Origin of the sequence: Streptomyces sp. ITFR-16 (assembly GCF_031844705.1) — a bacterium.
Taxonomy (GTDB): Bacteria; Actinomycetota; Actinomycetes; order Streptomycetales; family Streptomycetaceae; genus Streptomyces.
Window position 1 is genome coordinate 485,644 of record NZ_CP134609.1, and the last position, 16,140, is coordinate 501,783.

Sequence of the window (16,140 nt, forward strand, 5' to 3'; positions counted from 1 at the left end):
GGTCTCACCTCCAAGCGGACCTCATCCCACAGTGGTGCCCATGCTGAACCGAGTAGCCGTCCTGTCCGACATTCACGGAGTCCTGCCCGCCCTTGAGGCCGTGCTCGCCGAACCAGAGGTGAGCGCTGCCGATCGCATCGTGCTCACCGGCGACATCACCGCCGGCCCTCAGCCCACCCAGGTCCTCGACCTGTTGACCAGTCTCGGCGACCGCATCGTCTGGATCAGCGGCAACGCAGACCGCGAACTCCTCGAATACCGCCGCGGTCAACGCGACTCGATCCCCGATCCAATCGCCCCATGGGCTGCCGAACAACTACGCGAAGAACACCTCGACCTTCTCAGTCAGTGGCCGCGATCACTCTCTCTGCCAGTGCGTGGCCTGGGGAAGGTGCTGTTCTGCCACGCCACCCCTCGAGACGACGAGGAAGTCGTCCTGGTCGACTCACGCCTCGACCGCTGGCGAGAGGTCTTCAGCGGGCTCGACAGCGACACCCGCACAGTGGTCTGCGGGCACACGCACATGCCGTTCGTCCGCCTCGCCCACGGCCGACTCGTGATCAACCCCGGCAGTGTCGGCATGCCCTACGGACGGGCCGGGGCCCACTGGGCGCTCCTGGGCCCCGGCGTCGAACTACGCTCCACGCACTTCGACATCGAGGCCGCCGTCGCCCAGGTCACTCAAGACTCTTCTTACCCTGAAATCGCTGAATGGGCCGACTACTTCCTTCACGCGCGAGCTACCGATGCAGACGCCCTCGAAGCCTTCGGCCCACGGGACGGACGCAGTCACACACCATGACGCCTCCCGGAGGATGTGATCTGCATCATGATCGACAGGGCGGAATGCAACACGGTCGACGGACTGCGTCGCGAAAGTATTCGCGCTGACCCGCCTGGTGAATCGCGACACGGGGGTGTCCGCACACGGCCTCTGCGGACACAAGCCATACTTGTGCCACACACCGTTACGAGGCGGGGATGTCGCTGTGGGAGGTGCAGAAGTCGCTCGGGCATGACTGGACGACGACCACGGTTCGGTACATTTTGTCCGCTCAGAGCGATCCAGAGATGGCCAGTCGACGTTCGTCGGCTCGGGCCGCTCAACGACTGCGCGTGAACACGGGGGTCTGTCGTGAAGTGGAACCTGCGGTGGGCGGCGGCCAACCGAGGCATCTGGAGGCCCAGTGACCTGATGCCCGTGTTCAAAGAAGTCGGCTTCACTCCGTCGATGTCGAAGGTCTCCGCGCTCTGGTCGGGCACACCGGTAACGGTGCGGTTGGACGACCTGGACCTGATCTGCGCTGCTCTCCAGTGCACGGTCGCGGACCTGCTCGTCGCCGAACCTGTAGCCGGGAAGACGCCGGTGGCCCAGGACGAGGGGCTCGCGACGGCTGCGGGTGAGTCGCCCAGGCCGGTGCCGCGCCGCTCCACCGGAACGGGGCGGCCCAGGTCGCTCTGAGGTTCCCCCTGCTGGCTGGACAGCTTGATACTGGGACGGATGGTCCCGGAGGAAGCAGTCGCAGATGGTGAGCAAGAAGAGCAATATGAGTAAGCGGTATACGGCCGAGTTCAAGCGGGACGCGGTCGCCTTGGCGTTGTCCTCGGACAAGACGGTCACCGAGGTCGCGAGGGATCTGGGCGTGAGTCCGGAGGGGCTGCGCGGGTGGGTGAAGCAGGCGGAGACCGACCGCGGTGAGGGGCCTGCGGGGGGCTTTGACCGCTGCGGAGAGTGAGGAGCTGGTCCGGCTGCGGCGGAAGGTCCGCGAGCAGGAGGCCACGATCGAGGTTCTGGGAGAAGCGACCGCCTTCTTCGCTCAGGACATGATGAGGTAGACACTGCGGCACGGTGTCGTTTCATCGATGCGGAGAAGGCATCGGACGGCAATCCCACAGGTCACAGCGTTTCGTTCCTGTGCCGTGCGCTGGGGGTACCACGTTCCGCCTACTACGCGCACCGGGCCTCGGAGCCGGCCGGGTGGTGCGGGAGCGGGCCGAGGAGGCGCTGGTGGGCGAGATCCGGGTACTGCATGCCGGATCTCGCGGCGCCTACGGGGCCCCGAGGATTTACGCCGCCCTGCGGCGGGCCGGGCGGGCGGTGAACTCCAAGAAGGTCGAGCGGCTGATGCGCAAGCACCGGATCGCCGGGATCACCCGCCGCCGGCGTGGGGGCCTGACCCGGCAGGCGAAGCGGGCGGTGTTCGCCCCCGGCCTGATCGGCCGGGACTTCACCGCACCCCGGACCGGAATGCGGCTGGTCGGCGACATGACCGAACTGGTCACACTGGAAGGGACGTTGTATCTGGCGACCTGCATCGATCTCGCGACGCGGGAGGTGATCGGCTGGGCGATGGCCGACCATCACCGCGCCGAGCTGCCGGTCACCGCCCTGCGGATGGCCGCAGGACGTGGCGGCCTGGAGCATGGATGCGTCATGCACACGGATCGTGGCAGCGAGTACACCAGTGACGAATTCCGCACCGAAATACGCAAGTTGCGCATGACGCAGTCGATGGGCCGTGTCGGATCTTGTTACGATAATGTCGCCGCGGAAAGCTGGTTCGCCATCCTGAAAGCGGAGATCGGGACGACCGTGTGGGAGACCCGCGAGGCTGCCCGGGCCGACGTTTTCCGCTATATCGAGGCCGAGTACAACCGCAGCCGACTCCGCCGGCACCCCGACTACGGATACGTCACCCCGCTCGAAACGAGATCCCTACTCAGGCAGAACCTCGGTCAGGCAGCGTAAACACCCGCTGCCCAGCCCGCAGGGGGAACTTCACTCCCACCGAACTGAGGTGGCCCCAAGACGAAAGCGCCTGCCCTCGCTCGGGCAGTGCGCCGGCTGCCTCGGCTGGGGGCTGCGGGTCCAGTCACCGTTCTGCTCCCCCTGCCACCAGTGGCGCTCCAAACGGAACCACCCGGAGGGCGAGTGCAGACGGTGTAGGCGGCTGTGGCGCATCAACGACGAAGGCTTCTGCCGGGCGTGTGTCGCAGCTGTCACCAAGTACGACGCGGCCTGGTACTTCGAACCCGCACAGGCCGCAGAGCAGCCGACATGGACCCAGCTCGCGTTCTGCCTGTCCGCTTCCATCCGTCGACCCGCTTTGCCCCACCGGCACCTACCGCCTACAGACCGACGGCCGCTACCACGCACCTGGCTGGGCACGCGCTCAGCGTCCCGTCCTCGTCGTGGACGACGAGCGGATCTGCCCACCGACAGTGCGCGGACAAGTGGCCCTGTTCTCTGGGCCGTACCGGTTGCTGGAGCTCCACGCCGTCGCGATTCGCAGCCGATCCCAAGACGTTCTGATCCGACTCAAACCGCTGGTCGGTCAAGTGCAGGCCGAGCACTGCCTCGGGCGTGCCTGGCGCGTCAGTGCCATGAACATGTTGGCCCTTGCGCTGGCGGCGCGCGACGCGGCCGGCCAAGGTCTGGTTGACGCCGCGATCCTTGACGCCCTGCCTCACCGGCCCGTCAGAGTCACCTGGGTCCTGAACAGCCCTGGCTGGCTCGCCCCTGACCTGGACCGCGAGGTGGTCCTGCTGCCGCACGCCCAGCGGGCCCGCCCCCAATCTCAGCCACGAAGTTGCGATCACTGCTTTTCGTGGGGCCGAAACCAAGTGTGCGACACCTGTAGGCACTGGCGTCGCGTATACGCTGACCAGCAAGGATGCTGCGGTCGGTGTGGCGCCGGGCCGCTTCCTCTGCGGAACGGTCGATGCCGCGACTGCACTCGACAGCGCCTTCGCCTGGGTCCTGACACCGACGCCTCTACCTGGCGACAACTACGGTTTGCCGGACCGTCCTTGGCGAACGGCAGCGCGCCCCGTCGCGAGCTCCGCGCGGATCGCCCAGAGCTCAGTCCGCCAGCCGTACTTGAAGGTCAGGCGACGATCTTCGAGATCGAGCGGGACTGGCACCCGCTGGCCGGACCCCTGCTGCCGACCCCGCTACCGCCGGTGAAAGCCCTCTTGGCGGACTTCGCCCGATACACCTCCGAGAATCGCTGGCACCAGAAAGTCCACGAGCCGATGGCTCGGGTTCTACGAGTGGCCGCCACCCGGCTGGGCGTCGACACAGTCTTCCGCGAGGGTGAGCTCCGGGCAATGCACCGCGTGTTCGGCGGCAAGGGTCGCATTCGCGGGCTTCTCGCCTTCCTGGACCAACGCGAACAGCTCGTCACCGCGCCGCCGCGGCGCAACCGCGACGAGGCTTTCGTCCAGCGCACCATCGCCGCCTTCCCTCCACGAATCAGCGACGAACTCGGTACGTGGGTCGGGGTCTTGCGTGGCGCCAGCAGGCCCCACCACCGCGTCACCGACTACGCCACTATCTCATCTACCTGGCCACGCCACTCGCTGACTGGACCACCCGCTACACCACCTTGCGTCAGGTGACGGAGGCTGACGTCACAGCCGCTGTCACCGCGTCAAAGGCCCGCGCGCCCACGAGCGCGCTGTGGCGATCCGGTCGCTCTTTCGAGCCCTGAAACACACCAAGCTCGTCTTCGCCGACCCCACCCGCGGCGTTCGCATAACCCGTCAGGAACTGCTGCCCACAACCCTGGCCCCCGACCGGCTGGCCGGGCTCTTGGAGACCAGCTCCAACCCCGCTACCCGCCTGGTTCTCGCCCTGGTCGCCCTCCACGCAACAAGCGGCACCGACCTGCGCAACCTCGTCCTCTCCGACCTTCTGCTTACCCGACGACAACTTCTGATCCGCCGCCCCCACGGCCGTCACGTCGTCCACCTCGACGACACCACAGCTGCCCTACTACACGTCTGGCTCCGCTACCGCCATCAGCCTTGGCCACGCACCGTCAACTCGCACCTTCTGGTCACTCAACAGACCGCTACCGCGACCGATCCTGTCTCCGCGGACTACGTCTACAGGCGCTTCGATCCCGCCGGTCTGACTCTGCGCGCTGTTCGCGCCGACAGAATCCTGGACGAGGCTCGCGAGACCGAAGATCCCGTCCACCTCGTCCGTGTCTTCGGAATCTCCATCACCACTGCCGTGAAGTACATCCACACAGCCCATCCTCACCGTGGCAACCCTGTCCCCCGCTGAGAACTGAGACGCACGGGTAAGAAGATGTCTCAGTTGACGATGGAGTCCTGCCTACAACTCGTACCAATCACTGAGCCTCCGCCAACTTGAGGTCGCAGCTCAGAGGGCTGGTGTGACCGGTTCTCGGGGCGCTCATGCTGGTCGTGGGCGGGAGTCCAGAGCGAAGATCATCCGTCAGCGGTTGACTTCGAGGTTCGTCAAGACGAGCAGGGCTCGCAGGAGCCGGGTGGCGCGGGCGGGGCCGGTGCGGAGCTTGGTGAGGATCCGCCAGTTCTTGAGGTGGGCGAAGCCGTGCTCGACCGGCGCGCGTCCCACGGCGAGGACGCGGTTGGCTTCCTTCTCGCCTGGGGTGAGCTTGTGGGTTCGGCTGGCAGCGTAGCCGGTGGCGATCACGGGGTCGAAAATGTCGTTGTCCAGGCTGCGGAAGCCGAGGTCAGCCAGCGCCCCGAGGCCGGCGGCGCGCAGGTGGGCCAGGATGTGGTCGTGGCGGGCGGCGGTGTTGTCGTGGGTGCGGCCGGGCCGGGCGGCGGAGATCCAGATCAGGCGCCCGTTCTCGTCGGTCAGGGCGAGGAAGTGCAGGCCATGAGTTCGGTGTTTGCCGGAGTAGTTCCGTCGATCGGCGCTGCCTGTACGGCGCTGGGTGCGGATGAGGGTGCCGTCGATCAGGACCACCTCCCCGCCCAGCTTGACGACCTTCTTCAGGGCGCGGTCCAGGCGCGGGGCCTGGGCGGCGAGCAGTCCGATCAACTCGTCGCGCCAGCGGCGGACCGTGGACTCGGACACGTCGTTGCCGCCGGCCATGTCGGCCAAGCGCTGGTCGTGACGCAGGACGGCCAGGACGATCACCGCGATCTTCCCGGGCGACAGGATCCGCCAGCGTGACCGTATCGCCTTCAGATGACGCCGTAGCAGGTCGGCGAGGTGGTTGACTGTGCGCGTGGACAGCGGCAGACGGCACTGGTAGACAAGCTGGCAGGTGTCCTCGGCGCGCTCTTTGGTATCCGTCACACAATTCCAACGGCCGCCGGAGGCCGCCCCGGTTACGCGCATGTTGAGCCGCTCCGAGTGGCGGTGCTGCTCGTCACAGGCGGGTGGTGAACCGGCCGTCGGGCAGTTTGCGGAGCCAGCCGCGGTCGACGAGTCTGACCAGCTTGCCGCGCAGCGGTTCCAGCTTGGACTTCACGCTGACGTCCACCCCTACTGCCTCGCCGACCTCGCGGGCCATGACCGGTCCGGCGGCCTGCCGCACGGCGGTGATGATGCGCTGGTAGTCCGGCGGGAGCGAATCCTGGGCCTTGACCCCTGATCCTGGACACACGAGACACTGGATCCTGAGGATCTGAGAACGGACATCTCGTGGTCATGAAGAACTACCCGCTGGAGTTCAAGGCGGACGCGGTCGCGCTGTACGAGTCGCGGCCGGAAGCGACGATCAGGTCGGTCGCGGCCGATCTGGGGATCAACCCGGAGACCCTGCGGAACTGGGTGAGGGCAGCCGGGGTGAGCCGTCCCCGAGGACGACGGACGCAAGAACCGGCCCAGCCGCCGGTACCGCTGGAGGCGGAGAACGCCGCCTTGCGAAAGAAGGTCCGCGAGTTGGAGGAGGAACGGGAGATCCTGCGGAAGGCGGCGAAGTATTTCGCCGGGGAGACGCGCTGGTGAACCGCTTCCAGTGTGTCGCCGACCTCCAGCGCCGTCACGGCGTGAAGCGGCTCTGCAGGATCCTCGGCGTCAGCCGCTCGAGCTTCTACTACTGGCAACGGACAGCCGCTGACCGGGCCGCCCGGCAGGTGGCCGACGCCTGCCTGGCAGCCCGGATACGGGCGGTGCACCAGGAATCGGACGGCACCTACGGAGCCCCGAGGATCACCGCCGAGCTCCGCGAGGAGAACGGTGTCGCGGTCAGCCACAAGCGCGTCGCCAGGATCATGCGGGCGTCCGGGATCCAGGCGATCCGGTTGCGGCGCCGGCACCGCACCACCGTCTCCGACCCGGCCGCGGCCAAGGCCCCGGACCTGATCGGCCGCGACTTCACCGGCGGACAAGCCGAACACGAAGTACGTCGGTGACATCACCTACCTGCCCGTCGCCGGCGGGAAGTTCTGCTACCTGGCGACCGTCATCGACCTCGCATCGCGCCGTCTCGTCGGCTGGGCGATCGCCGACCACATGCGCGCGGATCTCGTCACCGACGCCCTGGCCGCGGCGATCCGCACCTGCGGCAGCCTTGCCGGATCGATCATGCACACCGACCACGGAGCCCAGTACACGAGCAGGAGTTTCGCCGAAGCCTGCAGGTCAGCAGGGGTGCGGCGAAGTATGAGCGCGGTCGGGTCCAGCGCGGACAACGCACTCGCCGAGTCCTTCAACGCGACCTTCAAACGCGAGACCCTGCAAGGACGAAAGAGCTGGCCGACCGAGCGCGAGGCCCGACTCGACGCCTTCCGATGGCTCCACCGCTACAACACCCGACGCCGACACTCCCGCCTCGGACAACGACCACCGATCACCTTCGAAAACGCCCTCCGCCACACACCAACTACGCTGGCACAAGCCGCATAACCCGTGTCCAGAATTCGGGGTCAAGGCCCGTGAGCGGGAATCGACAGATCGGCCCCTGTCAAAGCACGCGCTGGTAGCGGAGCTCAGTGAGCGTGATCCCGTTGTAGACATCGTCCTGAGCCGCACCGTCAGCCTGGTAGTCGGCCCACTCGTAGAAGCGCCGGGCTCGTTGGTTGTCACACAACACCCACAGAGCTGACGTCTCGAAGCCCTGGTTCTTCATCTGAGCGTGAGCCTCACCCAGGAGAGTCCGGCCGATGCCCTGGCCGATCAGATCCGGCGAGATGTACAGGGCGTAGACCTCACCGACCCGTTCCAGACCGGGCATCTCACCTCGATACGGCCCGAAGCAGATCCACCCCACCAGGCCATGGCCACCGAGCGCCACAAGGTCTCGAGACTTTCGTCCGGGTTGAGAGAACCACTGCCGCCGTTGACCGGCATCACCTTCCGCCGTCATGGCATCCAAATACGTCTGGGGAACAATGCCGGCGTACGCCGCCTGCCATCCTCGGACGCGGATCATCGAAACGGCCTCGATGTCGGCCTCATCCATCTCCTGCACGTGCACCATCACGCCACCGTAGTAGCACAGGTACCGCAGAACGAACTGCTTTACCCAGCTGTCGGCGCCTCCTCTCACGAGAACGGTGGCTGACGAACGATCTCCTCTGAGGACACCTGCCTACGACCAGCGTGAGCATGCCGAGAACCGGTCACACCAGCCCTTTGACCTGCGACTTCAAGTTGGCGGAGGCTCACTCAGTTCACCAGGCGTCCCTGTCTGGATGAAATCTTGAACGATGCCCCAGGCATGATCCATGGACAGTGCGACGTCTCCGGTGAACGCGTGTAGTTCGACCATGATCACCACTTCGACCTCGGCGCTCGGCGCCGCGGAATCATCGCCTACACGAAGAGACACACCGCCAGAGTTGTCGAAGAGGTGGAGGACAGCAGGAGCTCCTTTGAAGCCAGAGCCAAGTAGGGGAGATCGCCGTCTGGCCGCCGGATCTCAAGGTAGCCCTGACCGAGGCCGGTTCCGAGGGCCTTGATGTGAGCCTCAAGGTCCTGGACATTCGAGTGCCGTTCGAGCCCTGAGAACCAGCCGGTCTCCAGTGCCGTCGCCGCCCACACCACATTCATCCCTGCTCCTCCCAACCTCGTCACGCTACTTGGCCCTCTTCCCTGCCGTTTTCACGGACATCCGCGAGGGACTTGCTGGACTGCCCGCGGGGAACTCATGGTGGTCGAATACACCAGCCACCAGCATCAGGCCCCGAACCCGCCATACTCAAAGCCGTCGAGGAACCACTCATGTGTGGGTTCCTGCGACTCCTCGGCCAGAAATCCGCGAACCCGCCTGCTTCGCCGGGCGCCGCGGTCGACAAGGGCGAGTCGCCCTCCCACGCCGCCGCCCGCGAACTGCGCGAGGAACTCGGCATCACCGCGACCGTCGGCCGCGGGCTCGCCGTGGACTGGGTCTCGGCCACGGAGTTCGGCGCTCCGCCCGTCATGCGGTTCCCCGGCGAGACGGTCTTCGTCTACGACGGCGGGGTCTGGGACGAGGCCAGGATCGCCGCTGTCCGGCTGCCCGACCACGAGGTCACGGCCATCGAGTTCGTCGAGCCGGCCCGCCTGCCGGAGCTGATGGCACCGGGCGACGCCCGCCGGGCCCTGTCCGCACTCCGCGCCCGCCTCGACGCGGGCGGCACGGTGCTCCTGGAGGACGGCCGCCCGACCGCCCCCTCCGTCCTCGACCGCGCCGGTGTCCTGCGCACGGCCCGGCGCCGGTCCCCGTACGACTTCCACCCGGGCCCGGCCCCGGACCATCTCGCCGTGCGGCAGTCCTGGGGCTGGCTCTTCGCGCCGGACGGCCGCGTCCTCGTCCTGCTCGGGCCCGACACCGGCTCGGCCTGCCTCCCCGGTGGCACGCCCGAGCCGGAGGACGGGGGCGACCCGGTCGCGACCCTGATCCGCGAGGCGGACGAGGAGGCCGCTGCCACACTCGGCGAACCGATCCGGCTGGGGTACCTCAGCGACCCGGGCGAGCCCTGCGCCCGGCTCCGGTACGCGGCACCGCTCCGCGCCCTCGGCCCCAGCCGCACGGACCCCGCCACGGGCCACACGTACATCCGTGTCCTGGCGACGCCGGAACAGGCCCTGGAGCTGTTCGACTGGGGCCCGCAGGCCGCCGGCCAGCTCGCCGCCGCCCACCGCGCCCGTGAACTCCTCGGCATCCCCAGGGCCGAACCCCGGCCCTTCACGGAAATCGACGGGCCGGCCGACTGGCGGCGGTCCAGCGATCCGAAGTGAACGGACGGACGAGGGCCGTCCCCGTCAGGACGCGGGCCGGTCGAGGTCGGACAGGCCGAGCACGAAGCGGTAGCGGACGTCCCCCCGGCCCAGGCGTTCGAGGGCGTCGTGGACGCGGGACGAGGGAAGAACCTCGACGTCGGCGACGATCCCGTGCCCGGCACAGAAGTCGAGCAGGTCCGCCGTGTACCGCCGGCCGCCCGTGCCCGACGAGGTGAGCTTCTTGCGCCCCTGGACCAGGTCCAGGATCTTCACGGTGGTCGGCAGGGGGAAGCCGAGTACGGCCAGCGTGCCGTCCAGCGCCGCGAGGCTCAGCAGCGGTGAGAGGTCGTGCGGGGCGGGGACGGTGTCCAGGACGAGGTCGAAGCGGGCGCGGGCCCGCCGCATCTGCTCCTCGTCGGTGGTCAGCAGCATCTCCCCGGCTCCGAGCGCGCGGGCGTCGTCGTTCTTGCCGGGGGTGCGGCTGAGTACGGTGACCTCGGCGCCCAGGGCGGCGGCAAGCTTCACCCCCAGGTGCCCCAGCCCGCCCAGGCCCGCCACGGCGACCCGGCTGCCCGGGCCCACTCCGGCCGCGCGCAGGGGCTCCCACATGGTGATGCCCGCGCACATCAGCGGGGCGACGGCGGCCGGGGAGAGCCCGGCGGGCAACGGGTAGGCGAACCTCTCGCGGAGCACGTACTCCCGGCTGTAACCGCCCTGCGTCCTCGTCCCGTCGATGCGGTCGGTGCCGCCGTAGTGGTGGTCGGGCCCTCGAAGCAGAAGTTCTCCTGGCCGGCCTCGCACATCGGGCAGGCACCGCAGGAGTCGACGACGGTGCCGACCGCGACCTGGTCGCCCGGGGCGAAGGCGGTCGCCGCGGGCCCCGTGGCCGTCACGGTGCCGGTGAACTCGTGGCCGGGGATCAGGATGCCCTCACCGAGACCGCCCCGGATCCGGTGCAGGTCGCTGTGGCAGACGCCGCAGTAGTCGATGCGCACCGCTATGTCGTCGTCGCGCAGCTCCCGGCGCTCGAAGGTGACCCGCTCCAAAGCGGTGGAGCCGTCGCCGGTGCTCTGCCAGCCGGTGGTCGTACGCATGAGGCCTCCATAGAGCCGAACCAAGACAGACAAACTTTTCTGTCTGTCTTAGACAGTAGGCCCTGGCGGCCGAAATACAAACCGACCTTTCTGTCCTTTACGATCGACCCCATGCCCGACCTGCCAACCACACCGCGCGGCGCCGCGACCAGCCGCCGCATCCTCGACGCCGCCGCCGCCGAATTCGCCAGGTACGGCATCGCCGGCGCCCGTATCGAGCGCATCATCGCCGCGGCCCGCACCAACAAGGCCCAGGTCTACGGCTACTTCGGCAACAAGGACGGCCTGTTCGAGGCGGTCGTCGCCGACTGCGTCGACCGGAGCACCGACGCGCTCCCCTTCGACGCCGACGATCTGCCGGGCTGGGCGGTGCGGCTGTACGACGAGAACCTCCGCCGGCCCGAGATGGTCCGGCTCATCGCCTGGATCCGGCTGGAGCAGCGCCCGACCGGCCCGTGGTTCGACAGTTCCCGGCACGAGCACAAGCTCTCCGCCATCGCCCGGGCCCAGGCGGCGGGCCGGCTCCGCCAGGGCGATCCGTTCGACCTGCTGACGCTGGTCATCGCCATGGCGAGCGCCTGGTCCCCGGCCAGCAGCGTCTACACCGCCACGGCGGAGGACCCCGCCGAGGACCACGACCGCCGCCGGGCCCTGCTCCGCGAGTCCGTCGCACGCGCCGTCGCGCCCTGACGCCGCGCGTTCGGGTGCGTCGGCGCCCGCGACCCGCCGGGCGTCACCCGGCGTGCCGCAGCACCCGTCGGCCGTGTCGTCAGTCCCGGTCCCCGTCCGTCGCGGACAGCGCGTCGGCGACCATGCGGGTGGCGAACGCGCGGTCGTCGACGATGCGGTTGATGTGCTCCGCGAGCAGCAGGGCGGTGGCCTCCAGCGGGTTCATCTCGTCGCTGGTCCAGTCCCCGTACTGCTTGCGCCACAGGCTGGGGCTCAGTCCCGTGCCGGCCGCGACGACCAGGCCGGTCATCGTGGGGATCGCCTCGGCGGGAACACTCTTGGGCATCATGCGCAGCGAGGCCACGAAGCTGGGCACCACGTACTCGATGACGTCCCGGCCCTCACGTTCGTAGGCCATGCGCAGCCACTGCATGAACATGTAGACGAGGGTGCACGCGCCGTCCACCACGTCGTCCGCCTGGCTGGGGCCCAGCGAGGCGATGAACTGGTCCACCAACTGCTGCTGCTCCGGGTCGGTTTCGAGCGGGCCGTCGTAGACGGACTTGAGCCGGGAGTCGAGGACCATGAGCGCTGCGCTCACATCGCCGGCGGGGGCGTACTCGGGGCCACAGGGTGAATACACGCGATTCCTCCTCGATATGACCGTGGGCAACACGGCGCATCCGTACGGTAGTCGCCGACCGGGCGGCGGGCCGAGCGGTTCTCCGAAGGAGCGGTGCAACAAGGCCGAAACCGGGTGGCGCCGGAACTCGGTCCGGTGCGGCGGCGAGCGAGGAGGGCACGGCCGGGCCGGGCGGGAGGAAGCCGTACATGGTGAGCGGTTACTGCCGCCTCCATAGCCTCCCGCCATAGTAAAAGATAGAAACTTTCCAACTTCCCTTGCCCACAACAGCAATCGCTTACATTCTGACGGACAGCCACAACCGAACGCGGGAGCCCCGAACCAAGGAGTTGGCATGGTCACGACATTCATTGCAGGTCTCCGTATCCGGAAGCCCGGGCGCCGGCTCGTGCGGGCCGGGACCGTCGTCGGCGCCACGGCGCTCCTCGCCGTCGGCGCGGCCGGGCAGTCGTGGGCGAGCACGCCCACCGTGCGCTGGAGCACCGGCGCCCCGACGCCGGTGAGCACGCTGGAGCTGCCGATGTCGGTGGACGCGGCCCCCGACGCGGGCGGTCTCTATTTCGCCTACTACACGACGCTGGAGAGCGGCACCCGCCCGTACGCCGGATTCCAGCCGAAGCCCGTGGACGCGGACGGCCACCGCTCGCTGCAGGCGGTCTTCAGCTCCTTCAACGCGGAGGCCACCACGACGGATTCGCACTGCAACTACGGGGCCGACGGCGGCGCGGGGGTGAGCTGCGCGGTGCGGTTCGCCTACACCCCGGGAACGATGTACTCCCTCGTCCTCAAGCGCGCCGAGGTCACGGGAGACACCCAGCTGATGACCGGGGACGTCGTCGAGACGGCGACCGGGGCGTCCGTCGCGCACATCGGGAGCTTCGGGCTCCCGTCGGGATCCGGGCGCTTCAAGGCGGCCGACCAGGGCTTCATCGAGCCGTATCTGACGGCGGGATGCGGCCAGCAGGTCACGGTCACCTACGGGAAGCCCGTCGGCACGGAAGCGGGGACGGACCATGTGGGCGGCCTGCCCACCGTCACCGACCCGGCGTCGGGCAGCTGCCTGAGCACGACGTCGACGACCACCGCGCAGGGGCAGCAGGTCACCGTGAGCGGCAACGAGGCGGCAGCCGCCGGGCGGTAGGCGGTAGCGGCTCCGTGACCGGGGGGCCTCGACCCCCCGGTCCCACGACCACGTCGGCTCCCCCGGCGGCGACCTCGCACCCGGTTCTCCCACGGCCAACTAAGGTCGCCGGCATGGTCGAACACGATGCCCTCCACACCACCCGCGATGCCTACGACGCCGCCGCCTCCACCTACGCGGAGCTGTTCCGCGACTCACTGCGCGACCGGCCCCTGGACCGCGCGATGCTGGACGCCTTCGCGGAGGTCGTGGGCGCGGGCGGCAACGGCCGGGTCGCGGACGTGGGGTGCGGGCCCGGCCATGTCACGGAGTACCTGGACGGGCTCGGCCGGGGACTGACGGTGTGCGGCATCGACGCCTCGCCCGCGATGATCGAGCTGGCGCGACGGGCCTGTCCGGGGCTGCGGTTCGAGGTGGGCTCGATGGCCGCGCTGGACCTCGCCGACGGCGCGCTGGGCGGCGTGCTCTCCCGCTGGTCCGTGATCCACACGCCGCCGGAGGAACTCCCGCCCGTGCTGGCGGAGTTCCACCGGGTGCTGGCCCCTGGCGGCCATCTCCTGATCGGCTTCTCGGCGACCGACGGTGCGGCCCACCCGACGCAGGCCTTCGACCACGCGGTCGCCGTGGCCTACCGGTGGTGGCCGGACCATCTCGCCGAGCTGCTGCGCGCGGCCGGGCTGACCGAGACGGCCCGGCTGGTCCGCGAGCCCGAGCCCACCGATCCGCGCCCGTTCCAGGAGGTCCAGCTCCTCGTCCGCAAGACCTGAGCGGGGCGTTCGAGCCGGGCCCGGGCGTCAGACACCGGGCGCACCGGCGATGCGGTAACCCACCCCGGTCGTCGTCGTGATGACCGGAGGGCCGCCCAGCTTGCGGCGCAGCCGGCCGACGGTGACGGTCACCGTGTGGGTGAAGGGGTCGGCGTTCTCGTCCCACACCTGTTCCAGGAGGTCCTCGGCGCTCAGGAAGCCCGGGCTGGCCCGCAACAGGGCCTCCAGTACGGCGAACTCCTTGGCGGACAGATCCAGCGGGCGGCCGTCCCGGACGGCGGTGCGGCGTACCGGGTCGAGTTCGAGACCGGCCGCCCGCAGCACGCGGGCCCGGGCGGCCGGTCTGCGGCGGGCCAGAGCCCGGACGCGCAGGATCAGCTCCGGGAAGTGGAAGGGCTTGGCGAGGTAGTCGTCGGCGCCGAGCGTGAGCCCGCTGACCCGGTCCCCGGGCTCCCCGGCCGCCGTCAGCATCAGGACCGTGGCCCGGTCGTCCCGCTCCGTGATCATCTGGCAGAGCGTGTCTCCGTGGATGCCGGGCAGGTCGCGGTCGAGGACCACGACGTCGTACGCGTTCAGCTCCAGCTTCGCGGCGGCGGCGAGCCCGTCGAGCGCGATGTCGACGGCCATCCCCTGGTCCCGCAGCCCTTCGGCGACGACCTCGGCGAGGGCCCGCGCATCCTCCACGACCAGCACCCTCACCGCGTCACCCCGCCGGTGGGGGTGCGGGTCCCGGTCTCCGGAGCCGCGGCCGGTACCAGTGCCACCGTCACCCGCAGACCGCCTTCCGGGCGGGCGAGGAGGGCCAGCCGGCCACCGTGCGCCGCGACGATCGCCGCGACGATGGACAGCCCGAGACCCGAACTCCCCTCCGGCCCCGTCCGTTCGGCGCCGAGCCGCTCGAACGGCCGCGTCAGCCGGTCCACTTGCCGCTGGTCGAGGACGGGCCCGCCGGTCTCGACGACGAGGTGCACCCCCGTCTCGTCGGGCCCGGTGGTGATCCGGATCCGGCCGCCTTCCTCGTTGTGCACGATCGCGTTGTCGACGATGTTCTCCACCATCCGGGACAGCAGCGCCGGACTCCCCCGCGTCCAGGCGTCCGTCCGCACCTCGTCGTCGACGCCCAGGGACTTCGCGGCGGCGTCGGCGGACCGGGCGGCCAGTGCCTCCCGCGCCAGTGCACCGAGCGAGACCGGGGTCCGGTCGGCGAGGGTGCCGTGCTGTGCCCGGGCGAGGACGAGGAAGCCGTCCAGCAGATGGTCCAGCCGGTCCAGCTCGGCCCGGAGCCGCCCGGCGAGCACGAGGGTCTGGGGCGCGGGCTCCGGTTTGGCGACGGCCACGTCGAGCGACGCGCGCATGGTGGCCAGCGGCGTGCGCAGTTCGTGCGCCGCGTTGCCGACGAACCGGCGCTGGGCGACGAACGAGGCCTCCAGGCGTTCCAGCAGACCGTCGACCGTGTCGGCGAGCTCCTTGACCTCGTCGGCCGGGCCCGCCACGGCGAGCCGCCGATGCAGATTCTCCGCGGAGATCCGCCGGGTCGCGGAGGTGATCAGCCGCAGCGGGCGCAGGACCCGTCCGGCGAGCACCCGGCCGAGCAGCAGGGAGAGACCCGCCATCACCACCAGCGCGATCAGTGAGGCGGCCAGCAACTGACGGCTCTGCTGCGCGTGCACCTCCGCGAGCTGGGTCGTCAGATCCCGGATCCGCCGCTCGGCTGCGAGGGCGGTCCCGCCGGGCGGCGGCTGTCCGGATGCGGTGTCGGTGACCCGGCCGCCGGACATCACGTAGGTCAGGGCGAGCAGCACGGTTCCTGACCCGAGGAAGCCTGCCGCGTACAGGATCGTGAATCGCCGTTGGACGGTTCCGCTCCCCGGCTTGCCCATGGTCCTTCTCCC

At 69.3% G+C, this 16,140-nt stretch carries 17 protein-coding genes and 2 pseudogenes; 11 read left to right on the forward strand and 8 right to left on the reverse strand.

What is annotated here, in order from left to right; all coding sequences use genetic code 11:
* Positions 1–40: 40 nt before the first annotated feature.
* From RLT58_RS02215 to RLT58_RS02240, 6 genes are all read left to right on the forward strand, one after another.
* Positions 41–802: a metallophosphoesterase family protein gene (locus tag RLT58_RS02215; RefSeq protein WP_311308648.1), complete on the forward strand. Its 762-nt coding sequence runs from the start codon at positions 41–43 to the stop codon at positions 800–802.
* A 333-nt stretch (positions 803–1,135) separates the two neighbouring features.
* Entirely contained in the window at positions 1,136–1,462 is a 327-nt protein-coding gene (locus RLT58_RS02220; protein WP_311308649.1) for a helix-turn-helix domain-containing protein, read from the forward strand.
* A gap of 64 nt (positions 1,463–1,526) precedes the next feature.
* Entirely contained in the window at positions 1,527–1,736 is a 210-nt protein-coding gene (locus tag RLT58_RS02225; protein WP_311308291.1) for a transposase, read from the forward strand.
* 245 nt (positions 1,737–1,981) lie between these two features.
* Entirely contained in the window at positions 1,982–2,749 is a 768-nt protein-coding gene (locus RLT58_RS02230) for an IS3 family transposase (protein ID WP_311314395.1), read from the forward strand.
* 1,061 nt (positions 2,750–3,810) lie between these two features.
* On the forward strand, positions 3,811–4,401 hold the full coding sequence (locus tag RLT58_RS02235) for a hypothetical protein (protein WP_311308650.1): 591 nt from the start codon (positions 3,811–3,813) through the stop codon (positions 4,399–4,401).
* 61 nt (positions 4,402–4,462) lie between these two features.
* A complete protein-coding gene (locus RLT58_RS02240; protein WP_311308651.1) occupies positions 4,463–5,074 on the forward strand; it encodes a site-specific integrase in 612 nt (203 codons plus the stop codon).
* Between the two features lie 174 nt (positions 5,075–5,248).
* Here RLT58_RS02240 and RLT58_RS02245 read toward each other — a convergent pair whose 3' ends face one another.
* Together RLT58_RS02245 and RLT58_RS02250 are read right to left on the reverse strand one after the other, a co-directional pair.
* Positions 5,249–6,082, reverse strand: a complete 834-nt coding sequence (locus RLT58_RS02245) for a transposase family protein (RefSeq protein WP_311308652.1) — start codon at positions 6,080–6,082, stop codon at positions 5,249–5,251.
* Positions 6,083–6,155: 73 nt separating this feature from the next.
* Positions 6,156–6,392, reverse strand: coding sequence for a hypothetical protein (locus tag RLT58_RS02250; RefSeq protein WP_311308653.1), 237 nt, complete (start codon positions 6,390–6,392; stop codon positions 6,156–6,158).
* Positions 6,393–6,430: 38 nt separating this feature from the next.
* Between RLT58_RS02250 and RLT58_RS02255 the strand changes: the two are divergent.
* Positions 6,431–7,636 (forward strand): annotated as a pseudogene (locus tag RLT58_RS02255) (IS3 family transposase).
* A 58-nt stretch (positions 7,637–7,694) separates the two neighbouring features.
* Here the strand turns inward: RLT58_RS02255 and RLT58_RS02260 are convergent.
* Both RLT58_RS02260 and RLT58_RS02265 read right to left on the reverse strand, forming a co-directional pair.
* Positions 7,695–8,210, reverse strand: coding sequence for a GNAT family N-acetyltransferase (locus RLT58_RS02260; RefSeq protein WP_311308654.1), 516 nt, complete (start codon positions 8,208–8,210; stop codon positions 7,695–7,697).
* A 335-nt stretch (positions 8,211–8,545) separates the two neighbouring features.
* The gene (locus RLT58_RS02265) at positions 8,546–8,782 is read right to left on the reverse strand and encodes a hypothetical protein (RefSeq protein WP_311308655.1); all 237 of its coding nucleotides are present in this window, start codon (positions 8,780–8,782) and stop codon (positions 8,546–8,548) included.
* 171 nt (positions 8,783–8,953) lie between these two features.
* Here RLT58_RS02265 and RLT58_RS02270 point away from each other — a divergent pair, with 171 nt between their 5' ends.
* A complete protein-coding gene (locus RLT58_RS02270; RefSeq protein ID WP_311308656.1) occupies positions 8,954–9,952 on the forward strand; it encodes an NUDIX hydrolase in 999 nt (332 codons plus the stop codon).
* Between the two features lie 24 nt (positions 9,953–9,976).
* On the opposite strand, the pseudogene RLT58_RS02275 reads toward RLT58_RS02270, so the two are convergent.
* A pseudogene (locus tag RLT58_RS02275) lies at positions 9,977–11,028 on the reverse strand (NAD(P)-dependent alcohol dehydrogenase).
* Positions 11,029–11,139: 111 nt separating this feature from the next.
* Here RLT58_RS02275 and RLT58_RS02280 point away from each other — a divergent pair.
* Positions 11,140–11,718 carry a TetR/AcrR family transcriptional regulator gene (locus tag RLT58_RS02280; RefSeq protein ID WP_311308657.1) on the forward strand — a complete coding sequence of 193 codons (579 nt, stop codon included), beginning with the start codon at positions 11,140–11,142 and terminating at the stop codon, positions 11,716–11,718.
* A gap of 79 nt (positions 11,719–11,797) precedes the next feature.
* Here the strand turns inward: RLT58_RS02280 and RLT58_RS02285 are convergent, their stop codons facing one another.
* Positions 11,798–12,340, reverse strand: coding sequence for a hypothetical protein (locus tag RLT58_RS02285; protein ID WP_311308658.1), 543 nt, complete (start codon positions 12,338–12,340; stop codon positions 11,798–11,800).
* 334 nt (positions 12,341–12,674) lie between these two features.
* Here RLT58_RS02285 and RLT58_RS02290 point away from each other — a divergent pair, with 334 nt between their 5' ends.
* Both RLT58_RS02290 and RLT58_RS02295 read left to right on the forward strand, forming a co-directional pair.
* Positions 12,675–13,481: a hypothetical protein gene (locus RLT58_RS02290; RefSeq protein WP_311308659.1), complete on the forward strand. Its 807-nt coding sequence runs from the start codon at positions 12,675–12,677 to the stop codon at positions 13,479–13,481.
* Between the two features lie 113 nt (positions 13,482–13,594).
* Positions 13,595–14,248 carry a class I SAM-dependent DNA methyltransferase gene (locus tag RLT58_RS02295; RefSeq protein ID WP_311308660.1) on the forward strand — a complete coding sequence of 218 codons (654 nt, stop codon included), beginning with the start codon at positions 13,595–13,597 and terminating at the stop codon, positions 14,246–14,248.
* 27 nt (positions 14,249–14,275) lie between these two features.
* On the opposite strand, the gene RLT58_RS02300 is transcribed toward RLT58_RS02295, so the two are convergent.
* Together RLT58_RS02300 and RLT58_RS02305 are read right to left on the reverse strand one after the other, a co-directional pair.
* Entirely contained in the window at positions 14,276–14,947 is a 672-nt protein-coding gene (locus tag RLT58_RS02300; protein ID WP_311308661.1) for a response regulator transcription factor, read from the reverse strand.
* Complete coding sequence (locus RLT58_RS02305) at positions 14,944–16,128, reverse strand: sensor histidine kinase (protein ID WP_311308662.1); 1,185 nt, start codon at positions 16,126–16,128, stop codon at positions 14,944–14,946. The genes RLT58_RS02300 and RLT58_RS02305 overlap by 4 nt, the downstream gene beginning before the upstream one ends.
* Positions 16,129–16,140 lie beyond the last annotated feature (12 nt).

Coding starts and splice junctions, on each gene's coding strand:
- RLT58_RS02215 (WP_311308648.1), top strand. CDS start 41: ATGCTGAACCGAGTAGCCGTCCTGTCCGACATTCACGGAGTCCTGCCC.
- RLT58_RS02225 (WP_311308291.1), top strand. CDS start 1,527: ATGGTGAGCAAGAAGAGCAATATGAGTAAGCGGTATACGGCCGAGTTC.
- RLT58_RS02260 (WP_311308654.1), bottom strand. CDS start 8,210: ATGGTGCACGTGCAGGAGATGGATGAGGCCGACATCGAGGCCGTTTCG.
- RLT58_RS02265 (WP_311308655.1), bottom strand. CDS start 8,782: ATGAATGTGGTGTGGGCGGCGACGGCACTGGAGACCGGCTGGTTCTCA.
- RLT58_RS02270 (WP_311308656.1), top strand. CDS start 8,954: ATGTGTGGGTTCCTGCGACTCCTCGGCCAGAAATCCGCGAACCCGCCT.
- RLT58_RS02280 (WP_311308657.1), top strand. CDS start 11,140: ATGCCCGACCTGCCAACCACACCGCGCGGCGCCGCGACCAGCCGCCGC.
- RLT58_RS02290 (WP_311308659.1), top strand. CDS start 12,675: ATGGTCACGACATTCATTGCAGGTCTCCGTATCCGGAAGCCCGGGCGC.
- RLT58_RS02295 (WP_311308660.1), top strand. CDS start 13,595: ATGGTCGAACACGATGCCCTCCACACCACCCGCGATGCCTACGACGCC.
- RLT58_RS02305 (WP_311308662.1), bottom strand. CDS start 16,128: ATGGGCAAGCCGGGGAGCGGAACCGTCCAACGGCGATTCACGATCCTG.